At 76.0% G+C, this 26,100-nt stretch carries 27 protein-coding genes; 14 read left to right on the top strand and 13 right to left on the bottom strand.

Annotated features, from left to right (window positions below; all coding sequences use genetic code 11):
• Positions 1-15 precede the first annotated feature (15 nt).
• Complete coding sequence (locus ACFY3U_RS10560; protein WP_387198263.1) at positions 16-516, top strand: metallophosphoesterase family protein; 501 nt, start codon at positions 16-18, stop codon at positions 514-516.
• Positions 517-518: 2 nt separating this feature from the next.
• On the opposite strand, the gene ACFY3U_RS10555 is transcribed toward ACFY3U_RS10560, so the two are convergent.
• A complete protein-coding gene (locus ACFY3U_RS10555) occupies positions 519-737 on the bottom strand; it encodes a DUF3072 domain-containing protein (RefSeq protein ID WP_387198260.1) in 219 nt (72 codons plus the stop codon).
• A gap of 101 nt (positions 738-838) precedes the next feature.
• On the opposite strand from ACFY3U_RS10555, the gene ACFY3U_RS10550 reads away from it, so the two are divergent.
• On the top strand, positions 839-1,783 hold the full coding sequence (locus tag ACFY3U_RS10550; RefSeq protein WP_387198848.1) for an NAD(P)/FAD-dependent oxidoreductase: 945 nt from the start codon (positions 839-841) through the stop codon (positions 1,781-1,783).
• Positions 1,784-1,888: 105 nt separating this feature from the next.
• On the opposite strand, the gene ACFY3U_RS10545 is transcribed toward ACFY3U_RS10550, so the two are convergent.
• The 3 genes from ACFY3U_RS10545 to ACFY3U_RS10535 all read right to left on the bottom strand — a co-directional run bounded on the left by ACFY3U_RS10545 (position 1,889) and on the right by ACFY3U_RS10535 (position 6,147).
• On the bottom strand, positions 1,889-3,184 hold the full coding sequence (locus ACFY3U_RS10545) for a cation:proton antiporter (protein WP_387198257.1): 1,296 nt from the start codon (positions 3,182-3,184) through the stop codon (positions 1,889-1,891).
• Between the two features lie 70 nt (positions 3,185-3,254).
• Entirely contained in the window at positions 3,255-3,968 is a 714-nt protein-coding gene (locus ACFY3U_RS10540) for an HAD family hydrolase (protein ID WP_387198254.1), read from the bottom strand.
• A 52-nt stretch (positions 3,969-4,020) separates the two neighbouring features.
• Positions 4,021-6,147: a SpoIIE family protein phosphatase gene (locus ACFY3U_RS10535; RefSeq protein WP_387198251.1), complete on the bottom strand. Its 2,127-nt coding sequence runs from the start codon at positions 6,145-6,147 to the stop codon at positions 4,021-4,023.
• A 199-nt stretch (positions 6,148-6,346) separates the two neighbouring features.
• Between ACFY3U_RS10535 and ACFY3U_RS10530 the strand changes: the two genes are divergently transcribed.
• A complete protein-coding gene (locus ACFY3U_RS10530) occupies positions 6,347-7,216 on the top strand; it encodes a hypothetical protein (protein ID WP_387198248.1) in 870 nt (289 codons plus the stop codon).
• Between the two features lie 91 nt (positions 7,217-7,307).
• Here the strand turns inward: ACFY3U_RS10530 and ACFY3U_RS10525 are convergent, their stop codons facing one another.
• Both ACFY3U_RS10525 and ACFY3U_RS10520 read right to left on the bottom strand, forming a co-directional pair.
• Entirely contained in the window at positions 7,308-7,676 is a 369-nt protein-coding gene (locus ACFY3U_RS10525) for a DUF6401 family natural product biosynthesis protein (RefSeq protein WP_387198246.1), read from the bottom strand.
• 335 nt (positions 7,677-8,011) lie between these two features.
• The gene (locus ACFY3U_RS10520) at positions 8,012-8,218 is read right to left on the bottom strand and encodes a hypothetical protein (protein WP_387198243.1); all 207 of its coding nucleotides are present in this window, start codon (positions 8,216-8,218) and stop codon (positions 8,012-8,014) included.
• 162 nt (positions 8,219-8,380) lie between these two features.
• Here ACFY3U_RS10520 and ACFY3U_RS10515 point away from each other — a divergent pair, with 162 nt between their 5' ends.
• Positions 8,381-9,637: an MFS transporter gene (locus tag ACFY3U_RS10515; RefSeq protein ID WP_387198240.1), complete on the top strand. Its 1,257-nt coding sequence runs from the start codon at positions 8,381-8,383 to the stop codon at positions 9,635-9,637.
• A 69-nt stretch (positions 9,638-9,706) separates the two neighbouring features.
• Here the strand turns inward: ACFY3U_RS10515 and ACFY3U_RS10510 are convergent, their stop codons facing one another.
• From ACFY3U_RS10510 to ACFY3U_RS10495, 4 genes are all read right to left on the bottom strand, one after another.
• Entirely contained in the window at positions 9,707-9,970 is a 264-nt protein-coding gene (locus tag ACFY3U_RS10510) for a hypothetical protein (RefSeq protein ID WP_387198237.1), read from the bottom strand.
• Positions 9,971-10,078: 108 nt separating this feature from the next.
• Positions 10,079-10,540: an SRPBCC family protein gene (locus ACFY3U_RS10505; RefSeq protein WP_387198234.1), complete on the bottom strand. Its 462-nt coding sequence runs from the start codon at positions 10,538-10,540 to the stop codon at positions 10,079-10,081.
• 52 nt (positions 10,541-10,592) lie between these two features.
• A complete protein-coding gene (locus ACFY3U_RS10500; RefSeq protein WP_387198231.1) occupies positions 10,593-11,009 on the bottom strand; it encodes a DUF2795 domain-containing protein in 417 nt (138 codons plus the stop codon).
• Positions 11,010-11,062: 53 nt separating this feature from the next.
• Positions 11,063-12,046 (bottom strand): YihY/virulence factor BrkB family protein, encoded by a 984-nt coding sequence (locus ACFY3U_RS10495; RefSeq protein WP_387198228.1) that lies wholly within the window; start codon positions 12,044-12,046, stop codon positions 11,063-11,065.
• Between the two features lie 148 nt (positions 12,047-12,194).
• Between ACFY3U_RS10495 and ACFY3U_RS10490 the strand changes: the two genes are divergently transcribed.
• Entirely contained in the window at positions 12,195-12,599 is a 405-nt protein-coding gene (locus tag ACFY3U_RS10490) for a ChaB family protein (protein ID WP_387198225.1), read from the top strand.
• 75 nt (positions 12,600-12,674) lie between these two features.
• On the opposite strand, the gene ACFY3U_RS10485 is transcribed toward ACFY3U_RS10490, so the two are convergent.
• Positions 12,675-14,108, bottom strand: a complete 1,434-nt coding sequence (locus ACFY3U_RS10485) for an aldehyde dehydrogenase family protein (protein WP_387198222.1) — start codon at positions 14,106-14,108, stop codon at positions 12,675-12,677.
• A gap of 75 nt (positions 14,109-14,183) precedes the next feature.
• On the opposite strand from ACFY3U_RS10485, the gene ACFY3U_RS10480 reads away from it, so the two are divergent.
• Positions 14,184-15,785, top strand: a complete 1,602-nt coding sequence (locus ACFY3U_RS10480; RefSeq protein WP_387198845.1) for a phytoene desaturase family protein — start codon at positions 14,184-14,186, stop codon at positions 15,783-15,785.
• Between the two features lie 12 nt (positions 15,786-15,797).
• On the opposite strand, the gene ACFY3U_RS10475 is transcribed toward ACFY3U_RS10480, so the two are convergent.
• On the bottom strand, positions 15,798-16,565 hold the full coding sequence (locus tag ACFY3U_RS10475; protein ID WP_387198219.1) for a polyprenol monophosphomannose synthase: 768 nt from the start codon (positions 16,563-16,565) through the stop codon (positions 15,798-15,800).
• 91 nt (positions 16,566-16,656) lie between these two features.
• Positions 16,657-17,097 carry an SRPBCC family protein gene (locus tag ACFY3U_RS10470; RefSeq protein WP_387198216.1) on the bottom strand — a complete coding sequence of 147 codons (441 nt, stop codon included), beginning with the start codon at positions 17,095-17,097 and terminating at the stop codon, positions 16,657-16,659.
• A gap of 276 nt (positions 17,098-17,373) precedes the next feature.
• Here ACFY3U_RS10470 and ACFY3U_RS10465 point away from each other — a divergent pair, with 276 nt between their 5' ends.
• From ACFY3U_RS10465 to ACFY3U_RS10430, 8 genes are read left to right on the top strand one after another with little or no spacing between them, the layout of a single operon-like run.
• Entirely contained in the window at positions 17,374-19,020 is a 1,647-nt protein-coding gene (locus tag ACFY3U_RS10465; protein WP_387198843.1) for an HAD-IIIA family hydrolase, read from the top strand.
• Entirely contained in the window at positions 19,017-19,991 is a 975-nt protein-coding gene (locus ACFY3U_RS10460; RefSeq protein WP_387198213.1) for a glycosyltransferase, read from the top strand. Before ACFY3U_RS10465 ends, ACFY3U_RS10460 begins: the two co-directional genes overlap by 4 nt.
• Positions 19,976-21,193 carry a glycosyltransferase gene (locus ACFY3U_RS10455; RefSeq protein WP_387198210.1) on the top strand — a complete coding sequence of 406 codons (1,218 nt, stop codon included), beginning with the start codon at positions 19,976-19,978 and terminating at the stop codon, positions 21,191-21,193. Before ACFY3U_RS10460 ends, ACFY3U_RS10455 begins: the two co-directional genes overlap by 16 nt.
• Positions 21,193-21,981: an SIS domain-containing protein gene (locus tag ACFY3U_RS10450; RefSeq protein ID WP_387198207.1), complete on the top strand. Its 789-nt coding sequence runs from the start codon at positions 21,193-21,195 to the stop codon at positions 21,979-21,981. Before ACFY3U_RS10455 ends, ACFY3U_RS10450 begins: the two co-directional genes overlap by 1 nt.
• Entirely contained in the window at positions 21,978-23,450 is a 1,473-nt protein-coding gene (locus ACFY3U_RS10445; RefSeq protein WP_387198204.1) for a PfkB family carbohydrate kinase, read from the top strand. The genes ACFY3U_RS10450 and ACFY3U_RS10445 overlap by 4 nt, the downstream gene beginning before the upstream one ends.
• Entirely contained in the window at positions 23,447-24,142 is a 696-nt protein-coding gene (locus ACFY3U_RS10440; RefSeq protein ID WP_387198201.1) for an SDR family oxidoreductase, read from the top strand. The genes ACFY3U_RS10445 and ACFY3U_RS10440 overlap by 4 nt, the downstream gene beginning before the upstream one ends.
• A complete protein-coding gene (locus ACFY3U_RS10435) occupies positions 24,139-25,080 on the top strand; it encodes a glycosyltransferase family 9 protein (RefSeq protein ID WP_387198198.1) in 942 nt (313 codons plus the stop codon). Before ACFY3U_RS10440 ends, ACFY3U_RS10435 begins: the two co-directional genes overlap by 4 nt.
• Entirely contained in the window at positions 25,064-26,047 is a 984-nt protein-coding gene (locus ACFY3U_RS10430) for a DNA topoisomerase IB (RefSeq protein WP_387198195.1), read from the top strand. Before ACFY3U_RS10435 ends, ACFY3U_RS10430 begins: the two co-directional genes overlap by 17 nt.
• The last annotated feature ends 53 nt before the right edge of the window (positions 26,048-26,100 follow it).

Here is a 26,100-nt window from a genome sequence, read left to right as displayed (position 1 = left end):
GGGCAGGATGGCCGGATGCGCCTGACCCTGATCGCCGACACGCACGTGCCGAAGCGGGCCCGCGACCTGCCGGCGCCGGTCTGGGCGGCGATCGAGGCCGCCGACGTGGTGCTGCACGCCGGGGACTGGGTGGACGCCGCCCTGCTGGACGCGGTCGAGGCCCGGTCCCGCCGGCTGGTCGGGGTGTACGGCAACAACGACGGCCCGGACCTACGCGCCCGGCTGCCCGAGGTGGCCCGGGGCGAGCTGGCCGGGCTGCGGGTGGCGGTGGTGCACGAGACCGGCCCGAAGACCCGGCGGGAGGAACGCTGCGCCGCCCGCTTCCCCAACGCCGACCTGCTCGTCTTCGGTCACTCGCACATCCCGTGGGACACCGTCGCCCCGAACGGGCTGCGGCTGCTGAATCCCGGCTCGCCCACCGACCGCCGGGCCCAGCCGTACGCGACCTGGATGACCGCCCGGGTGGCGGCGGGGCGGCTCGACGCCGTCGAGCTGCACCGCCTGCCCCCGCGCTGACGTCACCGGCCCCGGCCGGTCTCCTCCTGCAGCTCGTCGATCCGCCGGGACGCCTCGGCCTTGGTGAGGTCGCCCGGCACCTCCTCGCCGGCTTCCCGGGCCAGCGTGTGCAGGTAGGACTCCTGCGCGGCGGTCGGCGGCTCCTCGCCGGTGACCCACTCGTCCGGATCCTTGATGGCACCCTGCGGGTCGGGCTGCTGCTGGCGGTTGCGGTCGCTCATGACGGTCATCCTCTCCTCGAACAGGTGTATCACTACCCCCGCGGTCGGTCCTTCATGCCTGAGCGGGCAGCGCCGCCTAGGATCATCGGGTGGACACGGGTGTGACGGTGGTGGGAGCCGGCATCGCCGGAATGGCGTGCGCCGGCGAGCTGGTCCGGGCGGGTGTGCCGGTGCGGGTACGGGAGCGCGGCCGGGTGCCCGGTGGCCGGATGGCCAGCCGCCGGTTCGACGGCCGGCCCGCCGACACCGGGGCGGCGTACCTGACCGCCGACGACCCCGACTTCCTGGCGGTGGTCGACCGCTGGCGCGCCGCCGGCCTGATCCGGGAGTGGACCGACACCTTCGTGGCGTACGGAAACGACGGCCGGCGCGAGGTGCCCGGGCCGACCCGCTGGGCGGCCCCGCGCGGGCTGCGCTCGCTGGTCGAGGAGCTGGCCCGCGACCTGCCGGTGACCGTCGACCGGCTGGTGATGTCGGTGGAGCCCGGCCCGGTGGTGGACGGCGAGCCGTGCGCGGCGGTGGCGTTGTGCATGCCCGGCCCGCAGGCGGCGCTGCTGCTCGACCCGGCGCTGGCCGCGGCCACCCGGGCCGCGCTGGCACAGCGCTGGTCGTCGTCCCTGGCGGTGGTGCTGCGGTTCCCGACCCGCCGCTGGCCGCACTTTCGCGGCGCCTTCGTCAACGACCATCCGGTGCTGGCGCTGGTCTGCGACGACGGCGACCGGCGCGGCGACGGCGCGCCGGTGCTGGTCGCGCACACCACACCGGAGTTCGCCGCCGGCCACCTGGCCCAGCCGAGCGCGGCCGGCCCCGCGGTCGAGCAGGCCGTCCGCGACCTGCTCGCGCTGCCCGAGCCGGCCGAGCTGACGCACGTGCACCGCTGGACGTACGCCAAGCCGGCGCCTGCGCACGACGACCGGACGTACCACCTCGACGCCGACCGGGTCGGGCTGGCCGGCGACGCCTTCGGCAAGCCGCGGGTGCAGAGCGCCTGGCGGTCCGGCCGGGACCTCGGCCGGGCCCTGGCCGACCAGCTACGGGCCGGCTGACCCCGCCGCCGGTCCCGGCCCGCCCGCGATCCGCCGGAGCGCGCCGGTCCCGGGCGGGCAGCCCGGGACCGCTCAGCCGGCGCCGACCCGGCGGGAGAGCCCAGCTCAGCCGGTGGCGCCGGCGGCGGCCCGCTGCCGCTCGCCCCGCCGCTCCGACTCGTCCTCGGTGCGCTCGCCGGCCCGGTCCAGCAGCTGCATCACCGGGGTGGCCGCGACCCCGTGCACCACCACCGAGACGATCACCACCAGCCCCACCGTGGCCCACACCAGGTCGGCCTGTGGGAAGTCGACCTTCGTGGTGGCGTACGCCAGGTAGTAGAGCGAGCCGACGCCGCGGATGCCGAACAGTGAGATCACCCAGTGCTCCGCCGGCCGGCCGGGCGCGCCGCGCAGCGACAGCCAGCCGAACAGCGGCCGGACGACGAACACCAGGGCCAGCCCGACACCCGCCGCCTGCCAGGTCAGCGGGGCCAGCAGGCCGCCGATCACCGCGCCGCCGAACAGCAGCAGCAGCAGTACGGTGAGCAGCCGCTCGATCTGCTCGGCGAAGTCGTGCAGCACGCTGTGGAACTCGTGGGTCCGCTCGGCGGCCCGGATCGCCCGGGCGGCGACGAACACGCCCAGGAAGCCGTACCCGCCGACTACCTCGACCAGCCCGTAGGTCAGGAAGGTGGCGGCCAGGGCCAGGAAGCCCTCGGCGTGCCGGGCCAGCCGCAGCTCGCTCGGCGCGCGGAAGAACAGCTTGCCGAGCAGCCAGCCGACCAGCAGTCCGCCGCCGACCCCGGCGGCGAGCTTGTAGAGCACGTCGACGGTGAACCAGTCGGCGAACCAGTCCGCCGGGGCGAGGCTGGTGCTGGCGATGGCGATGGCGGCGTAGACGAACGGGAAGGCGAGCCCGTCGTTCAGGCCGGCCTCGGAGGTGAGCGCGAAGCGCACCTCGTCCTCGGAGTCCTCCGCGTCGGTCGGCTCGCCCACCTGGACGTCTGCGGCCAGCACCGGGTCGGTCGGGGCGAGCGCCGCGCCCAGCAGCAGCGCGGCCGCCGGCACCAGGCCGGCCCACCACCAGCCGAGCAGCGTGACCGCCGCGATGCACAGCGGCATGGCGATCGCCAGCAGCCGCCAGGTGGACGACCAGCGGCGCCAGCTGAGCGGCCGGTCGATCTTCAGCCCGGCGCCCATCAGCGCGACGATCACCCCTATCTCGGTCAGGTGGGTGGTCACCTCGGGGTAGGCCAGCGGGTCCGGCGTGGGCAGGCCGGTCGGCAGCAGGAAGATCAGCATGCCGAGGCCGAGGAACGCGATCGGCATGGACAGCGGGCGGCGATCCAGCACCCGGGGCAGGATTCCGGCCAGCAGGGCTCCCACACCCACCAGCGCGAACGCGACGTCGACCGGCTCCACGGCACCACCTTCCGCACCTCGGCCGCGCGGCGCGGGCGAGCGGGGGGACTGTGCCCCGTGATCCGGTCGGCTAAGCCTCGATCCCCGCCCTGTTCCGGGGTGAGCTTGGTCCCGCGCCCGCGAGCGGGGAGTCGGCGAGCGCGGCCAGCAGGTCGGCCGGCTCGTCGTAGACGGCCACCGCGCCGGCGTCCAGCAGCTCGGCCCCGCTGGTCCCGCCGCAGGTCAGGCCCGTGCAGGGGATGCCCAGGCGGCCGGCCGCGGCGACGTCCCAGACGGAGTCGCCGACGAACACCACCCGTTCGGCGTCCAGGCCGGACTGCTCCAGGGCGGCCACCAGGATGTCCGGCGACGGCTTGCTCCGCTTCGCGTCGGCCGAGGAGGTGACGGTGTCGATCACGTCGTCCGCGTCCAGCGCCGCCCGCAACGCGGTCAGCTCGCGCTCCGAGGCCGAGGTGGCGAGCACCACCGTCAGGCCCCGGTCGGCGCAGGCGCGCAGCAGGTCAGCGGCCCCGGGCAGCGGGATCAACCGCTCCCAGTACTCGCCGAAGAAGCCGTCGTGGGCGGCCCGCAGCTGCTCGTCGGCGTCCCGGTCCCGCTCGTCGCCGAGCAGGTGGTCCAGCAGCTTGTCCGACCCCATGCCGATGGACCGGTGGACCCGCGCCATCGGCACCGGGTGACCGGCCTGACGCAGCGCCTCCCACCAGCTCACGGTGTGCAGATAGGTGGTGTCGACCAGCGTGCCGTCGACGTCGAACAGGACCCCGGTGGGCGGTTCTCTCCTCATGCCGCCCTCCTACCCGCTCCGGACCGGAATGACGCGCCCCGGCCCGGCGACCTCAGTCGGAGGGGACGAGGATCTCGAACCAGACGGTCGAGCCGCGTACGGTCGGGTCGGTGCCCCAGGCGTCGCTGAGCTGCTCGATCAGGCCCAGCCCGCGGCCCCGGCTGCTCAGCGTGTCGGTCTGGGCGCGGGTCACCGCCCCCCGGGTGCCCGAGTCGGCGACCGAGACGAGCAGCCGCTCGGGGCTCAGGTCGATCACCACCCGGGCGGCGGTGCCGGCGTGCAGCAGCGCGTTGGTGGTCAGCTCGCTGGTGCACAGCACCGCCGCGCCGATCACCGCCTCCGGCACCCGCCACTCGGTGAGCTGCGCGGTCATCCAGTGGCGTACCCGGCTGGGCGCGGTCGGCTCGGCCGGCATTTCCATGCTCGCCGACCGGCTCGGCCGCAGGGCGTGCTCCACCGCCAGCACCGCCACGTCGTCCTCGGTGGCGCCGGCGACGGCGGCGGTGGCCACCGCGCAGAGTGCCCGCGGGTCGCCGCTGGCCGCCGCGGCGACGGCGTCCGCCAGCCCGTCCAGCCCCGCGGAGAGGCTCTGCCGCCGCCGCTCGACCACCCCGTCGCTGAACATCAGCAGGGTGTCGCCCGGGCGGAACGGCACGGTGGTGGTGCGCGGCCGGCAGCCCAGCCCGAGCGGGGCGCTCGGCGGCACGTCCACGTACCCCGCGGTGACCTCGCCGTCGGTGGTGCCCCGGCGGATCAGCGGCGGCGGGTGCCCGGCGCTGGCCAGGGTGAGCTGCCCCCGGTCGGCGTCCACCACGCCGAAGACCACGGTCACGAAGAGCTCCTGGGTGCCGGTCTCGGTGCCGAGGCTGGCCACCAGCCGGTCCAGCCCGGCGAGCACCGCGTCCGGGTGCGGGTCGGCGAGCGCCAGCGCCCGCAGCGCCGCGCGGACCTGCCCCATCCGGGCCGCGGCCTGCACGTCGTGCCCCGCCACGTCGCCGAGCACCACGCCCAGCCCCCCGGTGGGCAGCAGGAACGCATCGTAGAAGTCGCCGCCGGCGGCGTTGCCGTCCACGCCGGGGTCGTAGCGCGCGGCGATCCGCAGCCGGGGCAGCGCCGGCAGCTGCTCCGGCAGCATGCTGCGCTGCAGCAGCTGGGCGGTGCCGTGCTGGGTCTCGAACCGGCGGGCCCGCTCGGCCGCCTGCCCGACCAGCTCCGCCGAGGCGGCCAGCAGCGCCCGCTCCGCCGCCGACCAGCCGTGCGGGCTCTGGTAACCGACGGCCAGCCCGCCCCGGATGACCGCCGAGCGCAACGGCAGGGTGGCCAGCGCGCGGATCTTCTCGTCGTGCCGGTCCACCGCGCTGTCGCGCAGCGGCTGGCCGTCGCCGGTGAAGTAGGGCACCCCGCTGCGGGCCGTCTTCACCAGCGGGGCCGCCGAGTCCGCCGCGGCCGGCCGCCACAGCGGCGGCAGCCGCTCGTCGGCCTCGTCGAGCAGCTCGCCGCGGACCCGCCGGACCGTCCGCCAGGTCGGCCCGTCGTCGACCGTCAGCGCCACCCGGTCGGCGTCGAACGAGTGCAGCGCGTAGCGCAGGGTCACCCGGGCCACGTCGTCGAGGGTGAGCGTGCCGGAGAGCGCGGCGGCGAAGTCGCTGAGGCTCTGCAACTGCTGGGTGACCTGGGTGGTCTGCGCGGCGATGGTCAGCACGCCGACGATCCGGCCGGTGCTGTCCCGCAGCGGGGAGTGCCCGCGGGTGAACACGGGCTGGTCGCCGGTGCCGGCCAGGTGCCGGTCCACCGGCAGCACCGACTCGCGCTGCAGGAACGACTCGCCCTCCCGGTAGGCGCGCTCGATCACGTCGCCGACGCCGGGCTGGTGCCACAGGTCGTCGTACACCTGCGGGGCCGGCCGGCCCAGGGCCGCCGGGTGCCGGTCGCCGATCAGCTCGGCGTACCCCTGGTTGTAGAGCATCACCAGGTCGTCGCCGTAGTAGAGCGCCATCGGCACGGGCGAGGCGAGGACGGCGTCCACCAGGGCGCGGACCGCCGGGTCCCAGCGCCGGGGGTCGCCCAGCGCGGTGGCCGCCCAGGGGTGCGCGAGCACCTCGGCCGCTCCCTGCGGAACCGGTCGCGGTCCGGGGGTGGCCTCGGGTGGAGTGGGCACTCGCCCGACCGTGCCTGGCATGCCCGCAGCCTATCCGGCGGCGGGTAGCGGCCGTTCCGATCATGCCGCCGGTCGCCGCTGGCCGCCGATCAGTGGGGACATCGGGGCAGGTCAGGGGCCGTTGGTGGGCGATGTCGGAAAATTGGGGGCGGTCGTCGCGGCGTGCCACCGGGGGGAGGGGGTAAGCGGCCGGCGCAATCCATAGGACAGGAGGGACGTCATGCCTAGAACCCTCGCGGCCGGGCAGGCCGACATCGGTGCCGCAGTGACTGATGCGTGGAGGTCGGTGCTGCTCTTCATTCCGCGGGCCATCGCGTTCATCGCCATCCTCGTGGTGGGTTGGCTGATCGCCCGAGCGGTCCTCAAGATCGTCGACGCGGCGCTGGAACGGGTGGGCTTCGACAGATGGGTCGAACGGGGCGGGATCAAGCGCGCGCTGGAACGCACCAAGTACGACGCCAGTGACATCCTGGCGAAACTGGCGTACTACGCCGTGCTGCTGTTCACGCTGCAGTTCGCGTTCGGGGTGTGGGGCCCCAACGCGATCAGCGACCTGATCCGGGGCGTCGTGGGGTGGCTGCCGCGGGCGTTCGTGGCGATCGTCATCGTGGTCGTCGCCGCCGCCATCGCCAACGCGGTGCGGGACCTGATCACCGGGGCCCTCGGTGGCCTGTCGTACGGCAAGGTGCTGGCCGACCTGACGGCGGTCTTCATCCTGGCGCTCGGCGTGATCGCCGCGCTGAACCAGGTGGGCATCGCCACCACCGTCACCACGCCGGTCCTGATCGCGGTGCTCGCCACGGTGGCCGGCATCCTGATCGTCGGTGTCGGCGGTGGTCTGGTGAAGCCGATGCAGAGCCGTTGGGACGGCTGGCTGGACCGCGCGGCCGAGGAGTCGCGGGCGATCCAGGAGCACCGTCGGGCCCGGGCCGCCGGCCAGGGCGACATGAACCGGCAGATGGCCGATCGGGGCGGCGACCGCACCCAGACCATGGCCCGGGCCGAGGAGTCCCGGGCGATGTCCGGGGGCCGGGGGACGTACCAGTCCGCCGGCGACGAGACCCAGCAGTTCGGCCGCCCGAACGGCTGAGCGGAGGGGTTCCATCACCCGGAGGGGGTCCGCGCGCGGCGCGGGCTCCCTCCGGTCACGTCCGGTCACGTCCGGGCTCGGCCGCGGGCGGTCAGGCCGGTTCGAGGTGCCGTGGGTCGAGGGTGCGGGCCAGCGCGCAGACCGCCAGCAGCCGGGTGAGCAGCCAGTCCGGCTGCTGCCAGTCGGCCGGGTCGGCGGACGGCAGCAGGCCGTGCTCGCCGGCCGCGGCGCGCAGCCCCTCGGCGTACCCGGCGAGCGCGGCGGGGGTCAGCGGGCGACGGTCGCCGGCCAGGCTGTCGCGCACGGCGGCGGCGTGCTGGTCGACCAGCGCGAGCAGGCCGGGACGGACCCGGGCGGCGGCCAGCCCGGGGGCGCCGACGGTGGCGGTGAGCAGGGCCAGCGCGGACCGCGCGGCGCTCGCGGCGGTCCGGGCCCCGACCTGGGAGTACGGGACACGCATGGTGACCGAGGCTAGTCAGCCGACGCCGCCGGCCACCTCCTCCGCGCGGGCCGTGTCCGTCCCCTCCTCCGGCCGGTCGGCCCTCCTCCGTGGGGATTGACCCGCCCAGCGGCGGGCAGAAGGAGAACCGCGCGCGTACGGGCGCGACCGGCACCGTGGAGGGACGGATGGGACAGCACGTGGACGGCCCCGACCAGCAGCACCGCCGACCGGCCGGGGTGACCGACGAGACGGTGGCCGCGCTGGGCAAGCTCAGCGAGGCGCTGGAGACCGGCTGAAGAGCGGCGGCGGACCCGGGGGAGGGACGGGCAGGAGGCCCGTCCCTCGCGCTGACGTCAGTCCGTGGAGGAGGCGGGGCGACGCCGCCCCGCGTCGTCGACGATGATCAGTGTCGCCACCATCAGCGCGACACAGAGGCTGAACAGCCAGGAGTCGTCGGAGGTGAACTTCGCGGAGACCGGGGCCTGGAGCGCGGCGAGCAGGAAGCCGAGCCAGGCCAGCCGGCGCTGACGAGGAGTGAAGATTCCGGAGCCCTGTTGCATTCCGAAAGTCTTGCGCGACTGACCCTGGTTGCCGTCGGCCGAACGGCGGAAACTGCATGGCCTGTCCGGATTCTTGACCATTCGGCCGTAGAAGTCCGCCGGTTCGGCTGAGGTCGCCGGCCGCATCAGGTGTTCTCAACCGATGCGGCAGGATGGGCACCCGTGCCGACCACCCCGCCGCGCGCCTCCCTGCTCCTGCTCGCCTATCTCGCCTTCGTCAGCCTCGGCCTGCCCGACGGCCTGCTCGGCGTCGGCTGGCCGTCCGTACGCGCCGACTTCGACGTGCCCACCGGCGCGGTCGGCCTGGTGCTGACAGCCGGCACCGCCGGCTACCTGACCTCCAGCGTGCTGGCCGGGTTCACCTTGGCCCGGCTCGGCGTCGGCCGACTGCTCGCCGCCAGCACCCTGCTGGTCAGCCTGGCGCTCACCGGGTACGCCGTCGCGCCCGCGCTGACCGTCCTGCTGTGCTGCGCGCTGGCGCTCGGCCTCGGCTCCGGGGCGATCGACTCCGGCCTCAACGCGTACGCGGCCGGCGCCTTCGGCCCCCGGCACATGAACTGGATGCACGCGTTCTTCGGCCTCGGTGTGGCGATCGGTCCGCTGGTGATGACCGCGGTGCTGGGCGCCGGGTTGAGCTGGCGGTGGGGGTACGGCGCCGCGGCGGCCGCCCAACTGGCCCTCGCCACGGCGTTCGCGCTGACCATCCGGGCCTGGCGCGACCGACCCGCCCCGACGACCGTACCGGCGGCTGCCGTCGCCCCGGGCGGCGATGGCCCGGCCGCGGGTGGGCCGGGTGCCGGCGCGGGTGACCGGGAGGCGGCGCCTCGGGACCGGATGCCGGTACGGGAGACGCTGCGCCTGCCGGCGGTCTGGACGGGGGCGCTCGCCTTCGCCGTCTACGTGGCCGTCGAGGTGTCCGCCGGGCTCTTCGCGTTCCTGCTGCTGACCGAGGAGCGCGGGCTCTCCGTGGCGGTCGCCGGTGTGTGTGTCTCCGGCTACTGGGCCAGCCTCTTTGTCGGGCGGGTCGTGCAGGGGATCGTCGCCGAGCGGCTGGGCGCCGGGCGGGTGCTGCGCGGCAGCCTGGTCGGAATGGTGCTCGGCGCGGCGCTGGTGGCCCTGCCCGCGCCCGCCTGGGTGGCGGTGGCCGGGCTGTTCCTGATCGGCTTCGCCGCCGCGCCGGTCTTTCCGCTGCTGACCCTGACCACCGCCGACCGGGTCGGCGCGGCCCACGCCGACCGGACCATCGGCGTCCAGATCGGCGCCGCCGGGCTGGGCGGATTGCTGCCGGCCGGGCTCGGCGTGCTGATCGGCGCCACCTCGGCCGAGCTGCTCGGCCCGGCGCTCACCGTGCTGACGCTGGCGCTGCTGGGCCTGCACGCCCTGTCCGCCCGGTCGAGCGCGGTCCGTCCGGTGGGCTGACCGTCCCGCTGGCGGCGCGAGCACCCCGGGACGACCGGGATGCTCGCGCCGTGGCGGTCCGGGGCGGGGTCACATGCTGTCCGGGCCGGTCCGTCCGGTCGTCGAGGGCCGGTACGCCCGCTCCGCGTCGGTCAGCTCCCGCCGCTCCGCCGCCGGCCCGGCGCCCCGGTCCACCGCCTCGGGCCCGTGGCCGAAGGCGGCCTCCTCGCCCGCGTCGTTGCCGGTGACGTCGTCGGCCTGCCCGTCGATGGGGGACCGGGCGATCGCCTTGTCCAACTCCTCCAGCGGGGTCTTCTGCTCGTCCCGCCACACGTGATCGTCGTTGTCCGTCATCCCCACGCGGTACCCGACGGCGGTGATCGCAAACGGCCGCCGGTGCCGCCGTACGGCGATGGCCGCCGGCGGGTGCCGGCGGCCATCGGGACGTGTGCGGGGGAGGGGTCAGGGCTGCGGGCGGTCGACCGCGCCGCGCCACGCGCCGGTCTCCTGACCGCGCCGCTCGATGAACTGCTTGAAACGCTCCAGGTCGCCCTTGGCCCGACGGTCGACCACGCCCAGCTTGTCGGCGGCCGACTCGACCACACCGTGCGGCTCGAAGTCCATCTGCAGGGTCACCCGGGTGTGTCCCTCGTCCAGCCGGTGGAAGGTCACCACGCCGGCCTGCTGGGTGCCGCCGGTCGACTTCCAGGCCACCCGCTCGTCGGGGAGCTGCTCGGTGATCTCCGCGTCGAACTCCCGCTTCACCCCGGCGATCTCCACCGTCCAGTGGGTCATCGTGTCCGACAGCTGCCGGACCTCCTGCACCCCGTCCATGAAGTGCGGGAACTCCTCGAACTGGGTCCACTGGTCGTACGCCGTCCGGATCGGGACGGCGACATCCACGTGCTCGACAACTCCGCTCACGAAAGCTCCTCCTGTGCCGCTGGGGGTCGTCCGGATCGTGGGCCGATCCGCCTCACCAGCGCGTCGTCTCGTTCCTGTGCCCGAGTGCGGCCCACACCTCGGAAACCGTCTGGTACCGCGTACCGTCGGGCAGCCGCTCCAGCTCGGCGATCACCGCGTCGGGCGCCTCGTTCGACCGGGCGTTGGCCAGTAACGCCTCCCGATCGCCCGGCAGCGCCGCCATGGTGATGAACCGCCCGAGCTGGCTGCGTCGCTCCACGTCCTCCGAGCTCATCCCCTGCGGCGTGCCGGTGCGCAGGTCGCCCGCCGGGGCGGTGGTCGCCCCCGGCTGGTCCTCGCCGGCCGGCTCCGCCTCGCGGAACTCCTCGACCCGCGAGCCACCGGTCCCCGGCCCCTGCACGAGGCCGCTGACCTCCTGGCTCATCTGGTCGTCGATCCTCGGTCCGTGCTTGCTGCTGCCACGTTCCATGCCGTGTGTGCTACCCGAAGCGCCCGGGCGGAAACGCCGAACCCGGCACCCGGTCACGAATCGGCGGCGGCCTTCGGCGGCAGCACCGGATCGCCCGGGTCGTCCGCCCCGCCCTGGATGGCCCGGCCGCGCTGCAGCTCGGCGTTGATCTCCACGCCGAACATCAGCGCGCAGTTGGACAGGTAGAGCCAGACCAGGAAGGCGATCACCGCGCCCAGGCTGCCGTACGTGACGTCGTACGAGCCGAAGTTCGCCACGTAAAGCCCGAAGCCGAACGAGGCGAGCACCCAGGCCAGCAACGCCACCGCGCCGCCGGGGGTGAGCCAGCGGAACCGCGGCTGCCGGACGTTCGGGGCGATCCAGAACAGCAGCGACAGCAGGGCCATCATCACCATCGCCAGCACCGGCCACTTCGCGATCTTCCACAGCGTGAGGGCCAGCCCGCCGGCTCCCACCAGGCCGCCCACCGCGTCGGCGACCGGACCGCTGACGATCAGCCCGACGGCCACCACGGCGAGCAGCACCAGGGTCAGGCCCGCCATCCCGATCTGCAGCGGCCGCAGCCGGTAGAACGGTCGGCCCTCCTGCACCCCGTAGATCGCGTTGGACGCCCGGGTGAACGCGCCGATGAACCCGGAGGCGGACCAGAGCGCGCCGAGCAGACCGAAACTGAGCAGGACCTTCGTGCCGCTGCGCTGATCCAGCACGGTGCGGACCACCGAGACGAAGCCCTCGTTGCCGACCACCGAGCCGGCGCCGATCTCGCGCGCCAGGTCGAGCACGGTGTCCACCGTCCGGTCGCCCTCGGAGACCAGGCCGACCAGGGCCACCACCACGACCGTGGACGGGAAGACGGCCAGCACCCCGTAATAGGTCAGCGCGGCGGCCCAGTCCGAGCAGTTGTCGTCCACGAAGCCCTTCGCGCTGCGCCACACCACCCCGCGCCAGGTCGACCAGCTCAGCTGGCGCATCCGCCGGGGCAGCCGCAGCCCCCGCCGGCCGCCGGTCACCGCCGAGGGCTCCGTCGTCGCCGTCATGCCCGCTCCCCCCGGCCGCCGGGTCCCCGGCCTCGCCTGGACCCGGCGGTACCCGGACCCGGAAATCGACAAACCCGCCCGGTGTTTGCCGCCCGGGGAGCGCGGGGAAGCGGCGAGCCAGAGCAGGTCGAGGCGGAGGAGGAACGGGATGCCCGGGCGCGAGGTACTGCCCAGCACGCTGCGACGATCCCCGGAGAAGGCGCAGCGCACCTGGGCGGAGACGCACGACTCGGCGGTGCAGACGTACGGCGAGGGGCAGCGGGCGCACCGGGTGGCGTTCGCCGCGGTCAAGCACGAGTTCGAGAAGGTCGGCGACCACTGGGAGCCCAAGGGACGCCGGGGGCCCAGCGACCGGCAGGCCGCGGGCGGCGGGCCGGCCAGGCGGGCGCCCACCGCCGGGGGAGTGGACGCGAACGCCCCGAAGGAGCACCTGATGCAGGTGGCGAAGAAGCTCGACGTGCCGGGCCGGTCCCGGATGACCAAGCCGGAGCTGGTCAAGGCCATCGAGAAGGCCAACACCAACGCCACCCGCAAGGCGCGCGGCGGTCGCTGACCCGCCGGCCCGTCAGATAGCCGGGGACGCACGGAGCCCGGGACCGGTGCGGTCCCGGGCTCCGGTACGCCGACGTCACCAGTGGCCGCCGCCGGGGGCCTCGAGGTGGACGGTCTTGACCGTGCTGAACTCGTCCAGCAGCTCCGGGCCGTACCCGAAGCCCTGGCCGCTGCCGCGGCGCGGCTGCGCGGCACCGCCCGGTGCGCCGCCGAAGACCGCGTTGACCTTGACCGTGCCCACCGGCAGCTCGCGCCAGGCCCGCTGGGCGTGGCTCATCGACCCGGTCAACACCGTGCCGGCCAGCCCGTACGGCGAGTCGGCGGCGCAGCGCAGCGCCTCGCTGAACGAGTCCACCACCACCACGGGCGCCACCGGCCCGAAGGTCTCCTCGCGGACCAGCGCCATCTCGTGCCGGCAGCCGGTGACCACCGTCGCCGGGTAGAACGCGCCCGGCCCGTCCGGCACCGTGCCGCCGGCCCGCAGCGTCGCCCCCTCGGCCACCGCCGCGGTCACCTGGCCGTGCACGTGGTCGCGGTGCCGCCGGTCGACCAGCGGGCCGAGCGCGGTCTCCGGGTCGCGGCCGGGCCCGACCCGCAGCGCGCCGGCCCGCTCGACCAGCGCGTCGACGAAGTCCTCGGCCACGTCCCGGTGCACGTAGATCCGTTCCACCGCCACGCAGATCTGGCCCGCGTTGGCGAACGCGCCGAGCGCCGCCTGGCCGGCCGCCCAGACCGGGTCGACCCCGGCGTCCACGATCAGCGGGTCGCTGCCGCCGTTCTCCAGCAGCGCCTTCGCGCCCGTCCGGGCGCAGGCCGCGGCGATCGCCCGGCCGGTGGCGGTGGAGCCCACGTGGGCCACCACGTCCACCGCCTGGCCGGCCAGCGCGGCGCCCACCTCGCCGCCGCCGGTGAGCAGCGAGAGCACCCCGGCCGGCAGGGCCTCGTCGAGCAGCTTCGCCAGCAGCCAGCCGGTCGCCGGGGTGCGCTCGCTGGGCTTGTACAGCACCACGTTGCCGGTGACCAGGGCCGCGCCGAGCAGGCCGCAGGAGACCGCCACCGGGTCGTTCCACGGGGTGATCGCGGCGACCACGCCGCGCGGCTCGGGCGCCATGAAGTCGATCGCGTCGGCACCGCCGTGCAGCGTCCGGCCGCCGCGCAGCGGGCCCAGCTCGGCGTACTGGCGCAGCGTGCCGACGCCCGCCTCGACCCCGCCCCGGGCGTCGCCCAGCGGCTTGCCCATCTCCGCGGTGACCGCGGCGGCCAGCTCGTCCGCCGCGCCGGCCAGCGCGTCGGCGGCCCGGTGCAGGGCCGCGGCCCGCTCCGCCGCCGCCGTCGCCGCCCACTCGGCGGCCACCGCGCGGGCCGCCTCGACCGCCTTGGCCACCTCGTCCGCCGTGGCCACCGGCACGGTGCTGACCGGCGTGCCGTCCGCCGGGTCGTGCACGGTCAGCTCGCCGCCCGCGCCACCCGCTCCCCACACCCCGCCGATGAGTTGTTCGACCCTGTACATGCGGCGGTGGATGCCCCGGTCCGGCGGGGACAAACGCGTTTCGCCCGGTTGCGCGCCGGGTAGCCGGATCGGGTGATCACATCGGGTACGGAGACCGCCGACGCCGTGGTGGTGGGTGCCGGGCACAACGGGTTGGTGGCCGCCAACCTGCTGGCCGACGCCGGCTGGGACGTGCTGGTGTTGGAGGCCACCGAGTCGCCCGGCGGGGCGGTGCGCTCGGCCGAGGTGACCGCTCCCGGTTACCTCAGCGATCTCTACAGCTCCTTCTACCCCCTCGGGTACGCGTCCCCGGTGCTGCGCGACCTCGACCTGGGCCGGTACGGCCTGGAGTGGACGCACGCCCCCGACGTGTTGGCCCACCTGCTGCCCGACGGGCGGGCCGCGGTGGTCAATCGCGACCTGGACCGCACGGCCGCCTCGCTGGAGGCGTTCGCGCCCGGCGACGGGGAGCGCTGGCGGCACGCGTACGACGACTGGCGCCAGGTGTCCGAGCCGATGCTCGACGTGATCACCGCGCCCTTCCCCCCGGTGCGCGGCGGGCTCGGCCTGCTGCGCCGGCTGCGGGTCGGCGGCGCGCTGCGGCTGGCCCGGCGGCTGGTCGTGCCGGTCCGCAAGCTGGGCGACGAGCTGTTCGCCGGCGAGGGCGGCCCGGCGCTGCTGGCCGGCTGCGCGCTGCACACCGACCTGTCGCCCGAGGAGGCCGGCTCCGGCGTCTACGGCTGGCTGCTGGTCATGCTCGGCCAGCAGGTCGGCTGGCCGGTGCCGGTCGGCGGCGCGCAGAAGATCACCGACGCGCTGGTCGACCGGCTGGTCGCCCGGGGCGGCCGGATCGTCTACGGCGCCCGGGTGGACCGGGTGCTGACCGCCCGCGGCCGGGCCATGGGGGTACGCACCGTCGGCGGCGCCGCCTGGCGGGCCCGCCGCGCGGTACTGGCCGACGTGCCCGCCCCGGCGCTCTACCTCGACCTGGTCGGCGCCGCCCAGCTGCCACCGCGGCTGGTGGAGGACCTGGCCCACTTCAAGTGGGACGGCTCCACGCTGAAGGTCGACTGGGCGCTGTCCGGGCCGGTGCCGTGGACCAACCGGTCGGTGGCCACCGCCGGCACCGTGCACCTGGGCGCGGACCTGAACGGGCTCACCACGTACGCCGCCGAGCTGGCCCGGGGCGAGGTGCCGCGCGACCCGTTCCTGCTGGTCGGGCAGATGACCACGGCCGACCCGACGCACTCGCCGGCGGGCACCGAGTCGCTCTGGTCGTACACCCACCTGCCGTTCCGTCGGCACTGGCGGGCCGAGGAGATGGCCGCGCACGTCGACCGGATGGAGGAGGTGCTGGAGGCGGCCGCCCCGGGCTTCCGCTCACTGATCGTGGGCCGGCACGTGGCCGCCCCCGCCGACCTGGAGAAGGGCGACCCGAGCCTGGTCGGTGGGGCGTTGGGCGGCGGCACGGCGGCGGCGTACCAGCAGCTGTTCCTGCGCCCGATCCCCGGCCTGGGCCGGGCGGACACCCCGGTGGACCGGCTCTACCTGGCCAGCTCCTCCGCCCATCCCGGCGGCGGGGTGCACGGCGCGCCCGGCGCGAACGCCGCCCGCGCCGCGCTGGCCCGGGACCGGGCGGTCACCGGTGGCCTCTACGCTGGGGCGATCGAGGCCGCGCACCGCACGGTCTACCGCTGACGCGGGAGTGACTCAGGCGTCGAGGTTGCGGTGCTTCGCGCGCAGCTTGAACGGCATCAGCGCGCTCTCCACCTTGGTGGCCGTGGTCATCTTCGAGGCGCCGTCGCGGCGCTCCTCGAAGCGGATCGGCACCTCGAGGATGGTGTGGCCGAGCTTGGTGGCCAGGTAGTGCATCTCCACCTGGAAGCTGTAGCCGTTCGACTGCACCCGCTGCAGGCCGATGTCGCGCAGCGCGTCCGCCCGCCAGATCTTGAACCCGGCGGTCAGGTCGCGGATCCGCACCCGCAGCAGGGTGTGCACGTAGAGGTTGGCCCAGCCGCTGAGCGCGCGGCGGTAGAGCGGCCAGTTCTCGTCGAGCTGGCCGCCCGGCACGTACCGGGAGCCGATCACCACGCCCGCCTGGGTGGAGAGCAGGGCGCCGAGCATGCCGGGCAGCGCCTCCGGCGGGTGCGACAGGTCGGCGTCCATCTGCGCGACGTAGTCCGCGCCGCCGTCCAGCGCCCGACCGATGCCGTCGACGTACGCCCGACCCAGGCCCTCCTTGCCGGCGCGGTGCGCGACCTCGACCCGGTCGGGGTGCTCGATGGCCAGCTTGTCGGCCACCTCGCCGGTGCCGTCCGGCGAGTTGTCGTCGGCCACCAGCACCTTCAGGCCGGGCAGCGGCAGCGCGAGGAGCCGTTCGACCAGCACCGGGAGGTTGCCCGCCTCGTTGTAGGTGGGGACCACGACGGTCAGGCGCGCGTCCCGCCACGGCGACGGCAGCTCCACGGGTTCGATCATCAGGTACATCCTCGGTCGGCGGACAGCTGTCTCCCCTGAGGGTAGCCAAGGGCCGCACCGCGCCTGCCGGCGAGGTTCCCCGACGGCTCGGTCAGCCCTCCGCGCGTTCGTCCGCCTTCTGCCGGGTGGCGATGTCGGCCAGCCGGCGCAGCGTCTCCTTGTTGCGCTGGTGCAGCACCAGGTCGTTGAGCTTGTTGCGGACCCAGCGCAGCGGGCCGGCCGCGAAGTCCTCGCCGATGCGCACCCGGGTGGCGCCGTCGCCGACCGGTTCCAGCGTGAACACCACGGTCGCCTCGCCGGCCGGCCACAGCCCGGCCTTCAGCACCAGCTTCCGGGGCGGCTCGCTGACCAGCACGGTCGAGGTGTCCTGCAGCGAGAACGGCCAGGGGCCCGCCTTGTGGTGCAGCTGCGCGCCCACCCGGGGCCAGGCGTCGTCGACGTCCCGCACGTGCACCGTGCCGACCACCCAGTCGCTGTACGTCCACCCGTCCGCGAGCACCGTGAAGACCTGCTCAGGGGGAGCATCGATCACTCTTTCCACAATCGCCACCACGACTCTGTACCCGGGCGCCCGCTCGGTAACCGGCCCGCGTTAGCTTCTCCGGGGCGACGGGTAAGGCGGCTGCGGTGACCCGTGCCGGGCCGCCGGGCGATGCGCCGTACCGCCGGGTAGATGATGTTTACCTCTCCGGGCCCCGGGAACGCGCCGCCCGTGCGACGGGACCAGCAGGAGCCGGATCAGCGCAGGTCAGGCCGGGTCGAACCGGCAGCTGGCCGGGCTGCTGCCCGCCGCGCCCCGTTCCACGCGGTGCTGCTGGACCGGGACGGGACGTTGATCGAGGACGTGCCGTACAACGGCGACCCGGAGAAGGTGCGGCCGGTGCCCGGGGCGCGCGCGGCGCTGGACCGGTTGCGCGCGGCCGGACTGCGGCTCGGTGTGGTCAGCAACCAGTCCGGGCTGGCCCGGGGCCTGTTCACCGCCGATGAGTTGGCCGCGGTCAACGCCCGGGTGGAGGCGCTGCTCGGCCCGTTCGACACCTGGCAGGTCTGCCCGCACGACGAGGCGGCCGGCTGCGGCTGCCGCAAGCCCGCGCCCGGGCTGGTGCGCGCCGCCGCCCGCGACCTGGGCACCACCGCGGACCGGTGCGTCATGGTCGGCGACATCGGGGCGGACGTGACCGCCGCGCTGGCCGCCGGCGCGACCGCGATCCTGGTGCCCACCCCGGCCACCCGGGGCGAGGAGGTGGCCGCCGCCCCGCACGTCGCCACCGACCTGCCGGGCGCGGTGGAGGAGATCCTCCGCCGGCGGGACGCCCTGCGCCCCGCCGGCCCCGCCCGCCGGGGCGGAACGGTGCTGGTGGTCCGCGCCGACTCCGCCGGTGACGTCCTGGTCACCGGCCCGGCGATCCGGGCGGTCGCCGCGGGCGCCGACCGGGTGGTGCTGCTGCACGGCCCCCGTGGGCGGGACGCCGCCGCCCTGCTCCCCGGCGTCGACCAGCGCGTCGAGTGGGCCCTGCCGTGGATCGACGGGAGCCCGGGCCCCGTCGCCGCGGACGACATGCGCGCGCTGACCGACCGGCTCGCCGCGCTCGCCGTCGACGAGGCGGTTGTCTTCACCTCGTTCCACCAGTCCCCGCTGCCGCTGGCCCTGCTGCTGCGGCTGGCCGGAGTGCCCCGGATCAGCGCGATCAGCGACGACTACCCCGGCGCCCTCCTCGACGTCCGGCACCGGGCGCCGGTCGGCGTACCCGAGCCCGAACGCGCCCTCTCCCTCGCCGCCGCCGCCGGCTACGCGCTGCCCGGCCACGACGACCCCCGCCTGCGGATCCGCCCCGACCTTGTGCCGCCCGCCCCGCCCGGGCTCGGCGACCCGGGGTACGTGGTGCTGCACCCCGGATCGGCCGTGCCCACCCGGGCCTGCCCGCCCGACCTGGCCGCCCGGATCGTCCGGGGGCTCACCGCCGCCGGGCACCGGGTGGCGGTCACCGGCGGCCCGGGCGAGACCGCGCTGACCGCCCGGGTGGCCGGGGACACCGGCATCGACCTGGGCGGCCGGACCGGCCTGGCCGAGCTGGCCGGGGTGCTCGCCGGCGCCGGCGCGTTGGTGGTCGGCAACACCGGCCCGGCGCACCTGGCCGCCGCGCTGGGCGTGCCGGTGGTCAGCCTCTTCGCGCCGACCGTCCCGTACGGACAGTGGGGCCCCTACCGGGTGCCGGCGGTACGCCTCGGCGACGCCGGTGCGGCCTGCCGGGACACCCGCGCCACCGCCTGCCCGGTGCCCGGCCACCCCTGCCTGTCCACCGTCGACCCGGCCCGGGTGCTGGCCGCGATCCGGCTGCTCGGCGTCCCGCCGACCGGGGCGCCGCCCCGGGATGGCCCGGCGGCCGGCGGGGTGCCGGGGGCGGCTGGGCGGGGCGTGACGGCGTTGGCCGCCGGCGGCGGGTGCGCCCGATGAACATCCTGGTGTGGCACGTACACGGCTCGTGGACCACCTCGTTCGTGCACGGCAAGCACCGCTACCTGGTGCCGGTGACCCCGGACCGCGGCCCGTACGGGCTGGGTCGGGCGCGCACCTACCCGTGGCCGGACAGCGCCGTGGAGGTGACCCCGCAGCAGCTGCGCCGGGAGGACGTCGACCTGGTGGTGCTGCAGCGGCCGGAGGAGTTCGACCTGGCCTGCGACTGGCTGGGCCGGCGGGCCGGCCGGGACGTGCCGGCGATCTACGTCGAGCACAACACGCCCAAGGGCGACGTGCCGAACACCCGCCACCCGATGGCCGACCGCGACGACCTGCTGCTCACCCACGTCACCCACTTCAACGAGCTGTTCTGGGACAACGGCGCCACCCGCACCGCCGTGGTGGAGCACGGGGTGGTCGCGCCGGCGGTGGAGTGGACGGGCGAACTCGACCGGTTGGCCGTGGTGATCAACGAGCCGGTCCGCCGCTGGCGGGTCACCGGCACCGACCTGCTGCCCCGGTTCGCCGAGCTCGCCCCGCTGGACGTGTACGGCATGAAGGTGGCCGGGCTGGCCGCCCACCTCGGGCTGCCCGAGGACCGGCTGACCAGCCACGACGACGTGCCGCAGCACCGGATGCACGCCGAGCTGGCCCGGCGGCGGGCGTACCTGCACCTGTGCCGGTGGACCTCGCTGGGGCTGAGCCTGATCGAGGCGATGACCATGGGCATGCCGGTGGTCGCGCTGGCCACCACCGAGGCCGTGCTCGCCGTACCGCCGGGGGCCGGCGCGCTCTCCACCCGGGCCGACGCGCTGGTGGCCGCCGCCGAGCGGTTCCTGACCGACCCCGCAGAGGCCCGTCGCGCCGGCGGCGAGGCCCGCGCCACCGCCCGGGCCCGCTACGGCCTGGACCGATTCCTCACCGACTGGGACCGCCTGCTGGAGGAGGAAGTATGCGCATCGCGATGATCTCCGAGCACGCCAGCCCCCTCGCCGTCCTGGGTGGTGAGGACGCCGGCGGGCAGAACACGCACGTCGCGGAGCTCTCCGCCGCGCTGGTGGACGCCGGGCACGACGTGCGCGTCTACACCCGCCGGGACGCGGTCGACCTGCCGGTCAGCGTCCACGCCCCGGACGGGTACGACGTGGTGCACGTACCGGCCGGTCCCGCCGAGCCGCTGCCGAAGGACGAGCTGCTGCCGCACATGAAGCCGTTCAGCCACTGGCTGGTCGAGCAGTGGCGGGGCGGCGACTGGGCGCCCGAGGTGATCCACGCCCACTTCTGGATGAGCGGCCTGGCGGCGCTGACCGCCGGGCGGCTGACCGGGGTGCCGGTGGTGCAGACGTACCACGCGCTGGGCACGGTGAAGCGGCGTCACCAGGGCGTCCAGGACACCAGCCCGGCCCGGCGGATCGGGTACGAGCGGGAGCTCGGCTGCGCGGTCGACCGGGTGGTGGCCCAGTGCCGGGACGAGGTGGGCGAGCTGGTCCGGCTGGGCGTGCCCCGGTCCCGGATCACGGTCGTCCCGTCCGGGGTCAACCTGGCCACCTTCGCCCCGCTCGGGCCGGCCGCCGCCCGGGAACCCGACCGGGCCCGGATCCTCACCGTCGGGCGGCTGGTCGAGCGCAAGGGCTTCCAGACGGTGATCCGGGCGATGGCCCTGGTGCCGGACGCCGAGTGCGTGGTGGTGGGCGGGCCGCCCGCCGGGCTGCTGGAGACCGACCCGTACGCCCGGCGGTTGCGGGCGCTGGCGCGCACCTGCGGGGTGGCCGACCGGGTGCGGCTGGTCGGCGCGGTGCCGCGCGAGGAGATGGGCCGCTGGTACCGGTCGGCGGACCTGCTGGTCGCCGCCCCCTGGTACGAGCCGTTCGGGCTCACCCCGCTGGAGGCGATGGCCTGCGGGGTGCCGGTGGTGGGCACCGCCGTCGGTGGGATCAAGGACACCGTGCAGGACGGCATCACCGGCGACCTGGTGCCGGCCCGCGACCCGCAGGCCCTCGGCGCCGCCGTCCGGGAGCTGCTCGACGACCGGATCCGCCGCTTCGGGTACGCCACGGCGGCGCTGCGGCGGGCCCGCGAGCGGTACTCCTGGGCGACCTCCGCCCAGCGGCTGGCGGAGCTGTACGGCGAGGTGGCCGCGGTGCGCCGACCGACCCGGGTGGTCGCCTGATGGCACCGGCCGCCGGCCTGCTCGACGCCCACCTGCGGTTGCTGGCCGACGCGCTGCCGGCGTTCCGCTCGGCGCAGCCGCAGCTGGCCCGATGGGGGCGGGAGCTGGCCACGGTGCTGGCCGGCGGCGGTCGGCTGCTGGTCGCCGGCAACGGCGGCAGCGCCGCGGAGGCCCAGCACCTCACCGCCGAACTGGTCGGCAAGCTCCGCGACGACCGGGTGCCGCTGGCCGCGATCGCGCTGCACGCCGAGACCTCCGCGGTCACCGCGATCGCCAACGACTACGGCTACCACGAGGTCTTCGCCCGGCAGGTCCGGGCGCACGGCCGCCCGGGCGACGTGCTGCTGCTGATGTCCACCAGCGGGGCCAGCGCGAACCTGCTGGCCGCCGCGGGCGCCGGCCGGGCGGCCGGGCTGCGCTGCTGGGCGTTCACCGGGCCGGCGCCGAACCCGCTCGCCGGCGCCTGTCACGAGGCCGTCGCGGTGGCGTCCGGGGAGAGCCAGGTGGTGCAGGAGCTGCACCTGGTCGCCACCCACGTGCTCTGCGAGTACGTCGATCGGGAGCTGCCCGCAGTGCTCGCCGCGGGCCAGTCGGCAGGCGTACCGGTCACCGTCGCCCCGCCCCGGCCTGCCGACGCCGCCGTGCCGGCCGACGAGGCGGCGCCGGGTGACGAGTCGGTGGTGGTGGAGGGCGCGGCGCCGGTGGCGGACCCCGGACCGGTCCGGGCCGGGGTCGAGGTGGTCGTCGACGGCCGGCGGTCGGGTGCGGAACGAGGAGGCGTGGCGTGAGAGGTCCCCTGGTGGTCATCGGCGACACCCTGCTGGACCGGGACGTGGAGGGCGTGGTGAACCGGCTCTGCCCGGACTCGCCCGTGCCGGTGCTGGACGAGACGGCGTACCTCGACCGCCCCGGCGGTGCCGGCCTCGCCGCGGTCTTCGCCGCCGCCCAGGGCGCCGAGGTGGCGCTGGTCACCGCGCTCGCCGACGACGCCGGCGGGGCCCGGCTCAGCGCGCTGCTCACCGCCGCCGGCGTGCGGGTGTACGCCCTGCCGCTGGCCGGGGCCACCCCGGAGAAGGTGCGGCTGCGGGCGCGCGGCCGGGTGCTGCTGCGGCACGACCGCGGCGGTGCGTCCGGCGGCCCCGGTGCGCCGCACGACGCCGTGCTGCGGCTGATCGCCGGCGCGTCCGCCGTGCTGGTCAGCGACTACGGCCGCGGGGTGGCCGGCCAGCCGGCGCTGCGGGCCGCGCTGGCCGCCACCCGGGCGCCGGTGGTCTGGGACCCGCACCCGCGCGGTCCGGCCGTGGTGCCCGGCGTGCGGCTGGCCACCCCCAACGAGGCGGAGGCGCGGGATCTGGCCAAGGCGCCGCCCGGCGGTTCGCGGCTGGGCGCCGCCACCGGCGCCGCGCAGCGCCTACGGGACCGGTGGCGGGCGGCGGCGGTGGCGGTCACCCTGGGCGGCGACGGTGCGCTGCTCTGCCACGCCGGTGGCACGCCGCTGGTGGTCTCCGCGCCGGTCGACGCCGAGGGCGACACCTGCGGGGCCGGCGACCGATTCGCCTCCGCCGCGGCCATCGCGCTCTCCCGCGGCGCGCTGGTCTCCGAGGCCGTGCAGGCGGCGGTCACCGAGGCCTCGGCGTACGTGGCCGGCGGGGGAGTGGCGGCCGCCCTGCCGCCGCCCGTCCAGCCCCCGGCGCCGATCCGGGTCGGCGGCGGCGGGGAGCGGATCGGCCCGGCCGCGGTCGGCGCCGTGCTGGCCGAGGTGCGCGCCGCCGGGGGCACCGTGGTCGCCACCGGCGGCTGCTTCGACCTGCTGCACGCCGGGCACGTCGCCACCCTGCAGGCCGCCCGCCAGCTCGGCGACTGCCTGATCGTCTGCCTGAACTCCGATCGCAGCGTCACCGGGCTGAAGGGCCCGGACCGGCCGGTCACCCCCGAGGGCGACCGTAGCCGCCTGCTCGCCGCGCTGAGCTGCGTGGACGCGGTGCTGGTCTTCGACGAGCCGACCCCCGACGCGGCGCTGAGCTGGCTGCGGCCGGACGTCTGGGTCAAGGGCGGCGACTACGCCACCGGCGGCGACGCGCCGGGCCTGCCCGAGGCCGAGGTGCTGCGCCGGTGGGGCGGCAACGCGGTGGTGGTGCCGTACCTGGACGGGCGCTCGACCACCGACCTGATCGCGGCGGCTCGCGGCGAGCGCCGGCCGGTCGTGCCGGCCGACGCCCGGCACCCGGGTGCGGTCCCGACCGAGGGGGCGCGATGACCAGCGGCACACCCGGCTCGACCGTCCTGGTCACCGGCGGGTCCAGCGGGCTGGGCGCGGCGGTGGTGACCGCGGTGGCCCGGGTCGGCGGCCGGCCCCTGGTGCTGGACCGGCGGCCGCCGGGCGACGGGGTGCCCTGGGTGGAGTGCGACCTGGCCGACACCCGGGCCGCCGAGGAGGCCACCCGCGAGCTGGCCGAGCGCGTCGGCGGGCTGGACGCGGTGGTGACCGCCGCCGGCATGGACGTGCCCGGCGCGCTGGCCGACGTGCCCCGGGAGACCTGGGAGCGGATCGTCGTGGTCGACCTGCTCGCCACGGCGGCGGTGGTCCGGGCCGCGCTGCCCTTCCTGGAGGCGTCCCGGGGGACCGTGGTGACGGTCGCGTCCACGCTGGGCGTCAAGGCGGTCGCCGACGCCACCGCGTACTGCGCGGCGAAGTTCGGGGTGGTCGGCTTCACCCGGGCGCTCGCCGCCGAGCTGGCCGGCCGGGTGGGCGTGACCCTGCTGATCCCCGGCGGCATGCGGACCGCGTTCTTCGACGAGCGCGACGTGCGATACCGGCCCGGCCCGGACGCGCAGCTCAACGACCCGGCCGACACCGCCGCCGCGGTCATGTTCGCGCTCTCCCAGCCGGCCGGCTGCGCGGTACGTGAGCTGGTGGTCTGCGCCGAACAGGAGACCTCCTACCCGTGATCCTGGTGCTGCGGGCGCTCGGCGTGGGCGACCTGGCCACGGCGGTGCCGGCGCTGCGCGCGCTGCGCGCCGGACATCCCGGTGGCCAGCTGGCGCTGGCCGCGCCGGCCTGGCTGGCCCCGCTGGTGGACCTGGTCGGCGGGGTGGACCGGTTGCTGCCCACCGACGGCCTCGGCGCGCCCCCGTGGCCACCCCCGCCGGTCGCGGTCAACCTGCACGGGCGTGGCCCGCAGTCGCACCGGATGCTGGCCGGCGCCGGGCGGCTGCTCGCCTTCGCCTGCCCGGCGGCCGGCCACCCGGACGGCCCGCCGTGGCGCGACGACGAGCACGAGGTGGACCGCTGGTGCCGGCTGCTGCGCTGGTACGGCATCTCCGCCGACGCGGGCGACCTGGCCCTGCGCCGCCCGCCCGCCGGCGCAGCCCCCACCGGCGTGACGGTGGTGCACCCCGGCACCAAGCTGGCGCAGAAGCGCTGGCCGGCCGAGCGGTTCGCCGCGGTGGCCCGGGCGCTGGCCGGGCGGGGCCACCGGGTGGTGGTGACCGGGTCACCGGCGGAGCGGGAGCTCGCCGGCCGGGTGGCCGCCGCCGCCGGGCTGCCGGACGCGGCCGTGCTCGCCGGACGCACCGACCTGGGTGAGCTGGCCGGGCTGGTGGCCGGGGCCCGCCTGGTGGTCTGCGGCGACACCGGGGTGGGTCACCTGGCCACCGGGTACGGGACCCCGTCGGTGCTGCTGTTCGGCCCGGTGCCGCCGTCGGAGTGGGGCCCGCCGGCCGACCGCCCCTGGCACCGGGTGCTCTGGGCGGGAGAGGGCGGTTGGTCGGGGTGGACCGGGTCAGGAACGCATCCGACGTTGGCGGCCCTGTCCGTGGACGAGGTGCTGGCCGCCGTGGATCGGGTGGCAGAGGCGGTGCGGGTCTCCGGTGCGGTTGCGGCGTAGTGATCCGGGGCGGGCGGGCTACGGGCGCCGCCGGCGAGGCGACGGCTGGACGTACCTCGATCCCCAGGGCGAGCCCGTCGACGACCCGGACGTGCGGTCCCGGCTGGACGACCTGGTCATCCCGCCGGCCTGGCAGGACGTCTGGATCTCGCCGTACCCGAACGGGCACATCCAGGCCACCGGGGTGGACGCGGCCGGCCGCAAGCAGTACCTCTACCACCCCGAGTGGCGGCGCAAGCGGGACGAGGCGAAGTTCGACCACGTCCTGGAGGTCGCCCACCGGTTACCGACGCTGCGCGAGCGGATCGCGCACGACCTGGACGGCCGGGGGCTGAACCGGGACCGGGTGCTCGCCACCGTCGCCCGGCTGCTGGACATGGGGATGTTCCGGGTCGGCAACGACCAGTACGCCGTCGGCGACGACGCCACGTTCGGCGTCTCCACCCTGCGCCCCGAGCACGCCCGGTCCCGGGGTGGCTGCGTGGTCTTCGAGTTCAAGGCCAAGGGCGGGATCGAACAGGTGCGCCGGATCGAGGATGCGGAGCTGTGCCGGGTGCTGACCAACCTGCGCCGGCGCCGGCGGACGCAGGAGCGCCTGTTCGGTTACTGGGACGGCCGCTCCTGGCGGGACGTGCGCAGCGACGAGGTCAACGGGTACCTGCGCGACGCCAGCGGTGGGGAGATGACGGCGAAGGACTTCCGCACCTGGCACGCCACCGTGCTGGCGGCCACCGAGCTGGCCTCGGTCGGGGTGCAGCGGTCGGTGGCGGCCCGCAGGCGGGCGGTCGCCGGGGTGATGAGGGAGGTCGCGGAGCTGCTCGGCAACACCCCGACGGTGGCGCGGACGTCCTACGTGGACCCGCGGGTGGTGGACCTCTACCACGGCGGGGTGGTCGCCCCGGTGGCGCCGGAGGCGCCGCGCACCGAGGCGGAACGGTCGGTGCTGGCGCTGCTGGAGGACGCCTGAGCCACGTGGCACGGCACCGGGGTGGCCGTCCGTGACAGGTGCTCTCACGGACG

Origin of the sequence: Micromonospora sp. NPDC000089 (genome assembly GCF_042899365.1) — a bacterium.
GTDB lineage: Bacteria > Actinomycetota > Actinomycetes > Mycobacteriales > Micromonosporaceae > Micromonospora.
The sequence above is the reverse complement of the archived record's forward strand: the minus strand, read 5'-3'. Positions and strand labels throughout refer to the sequence as shown.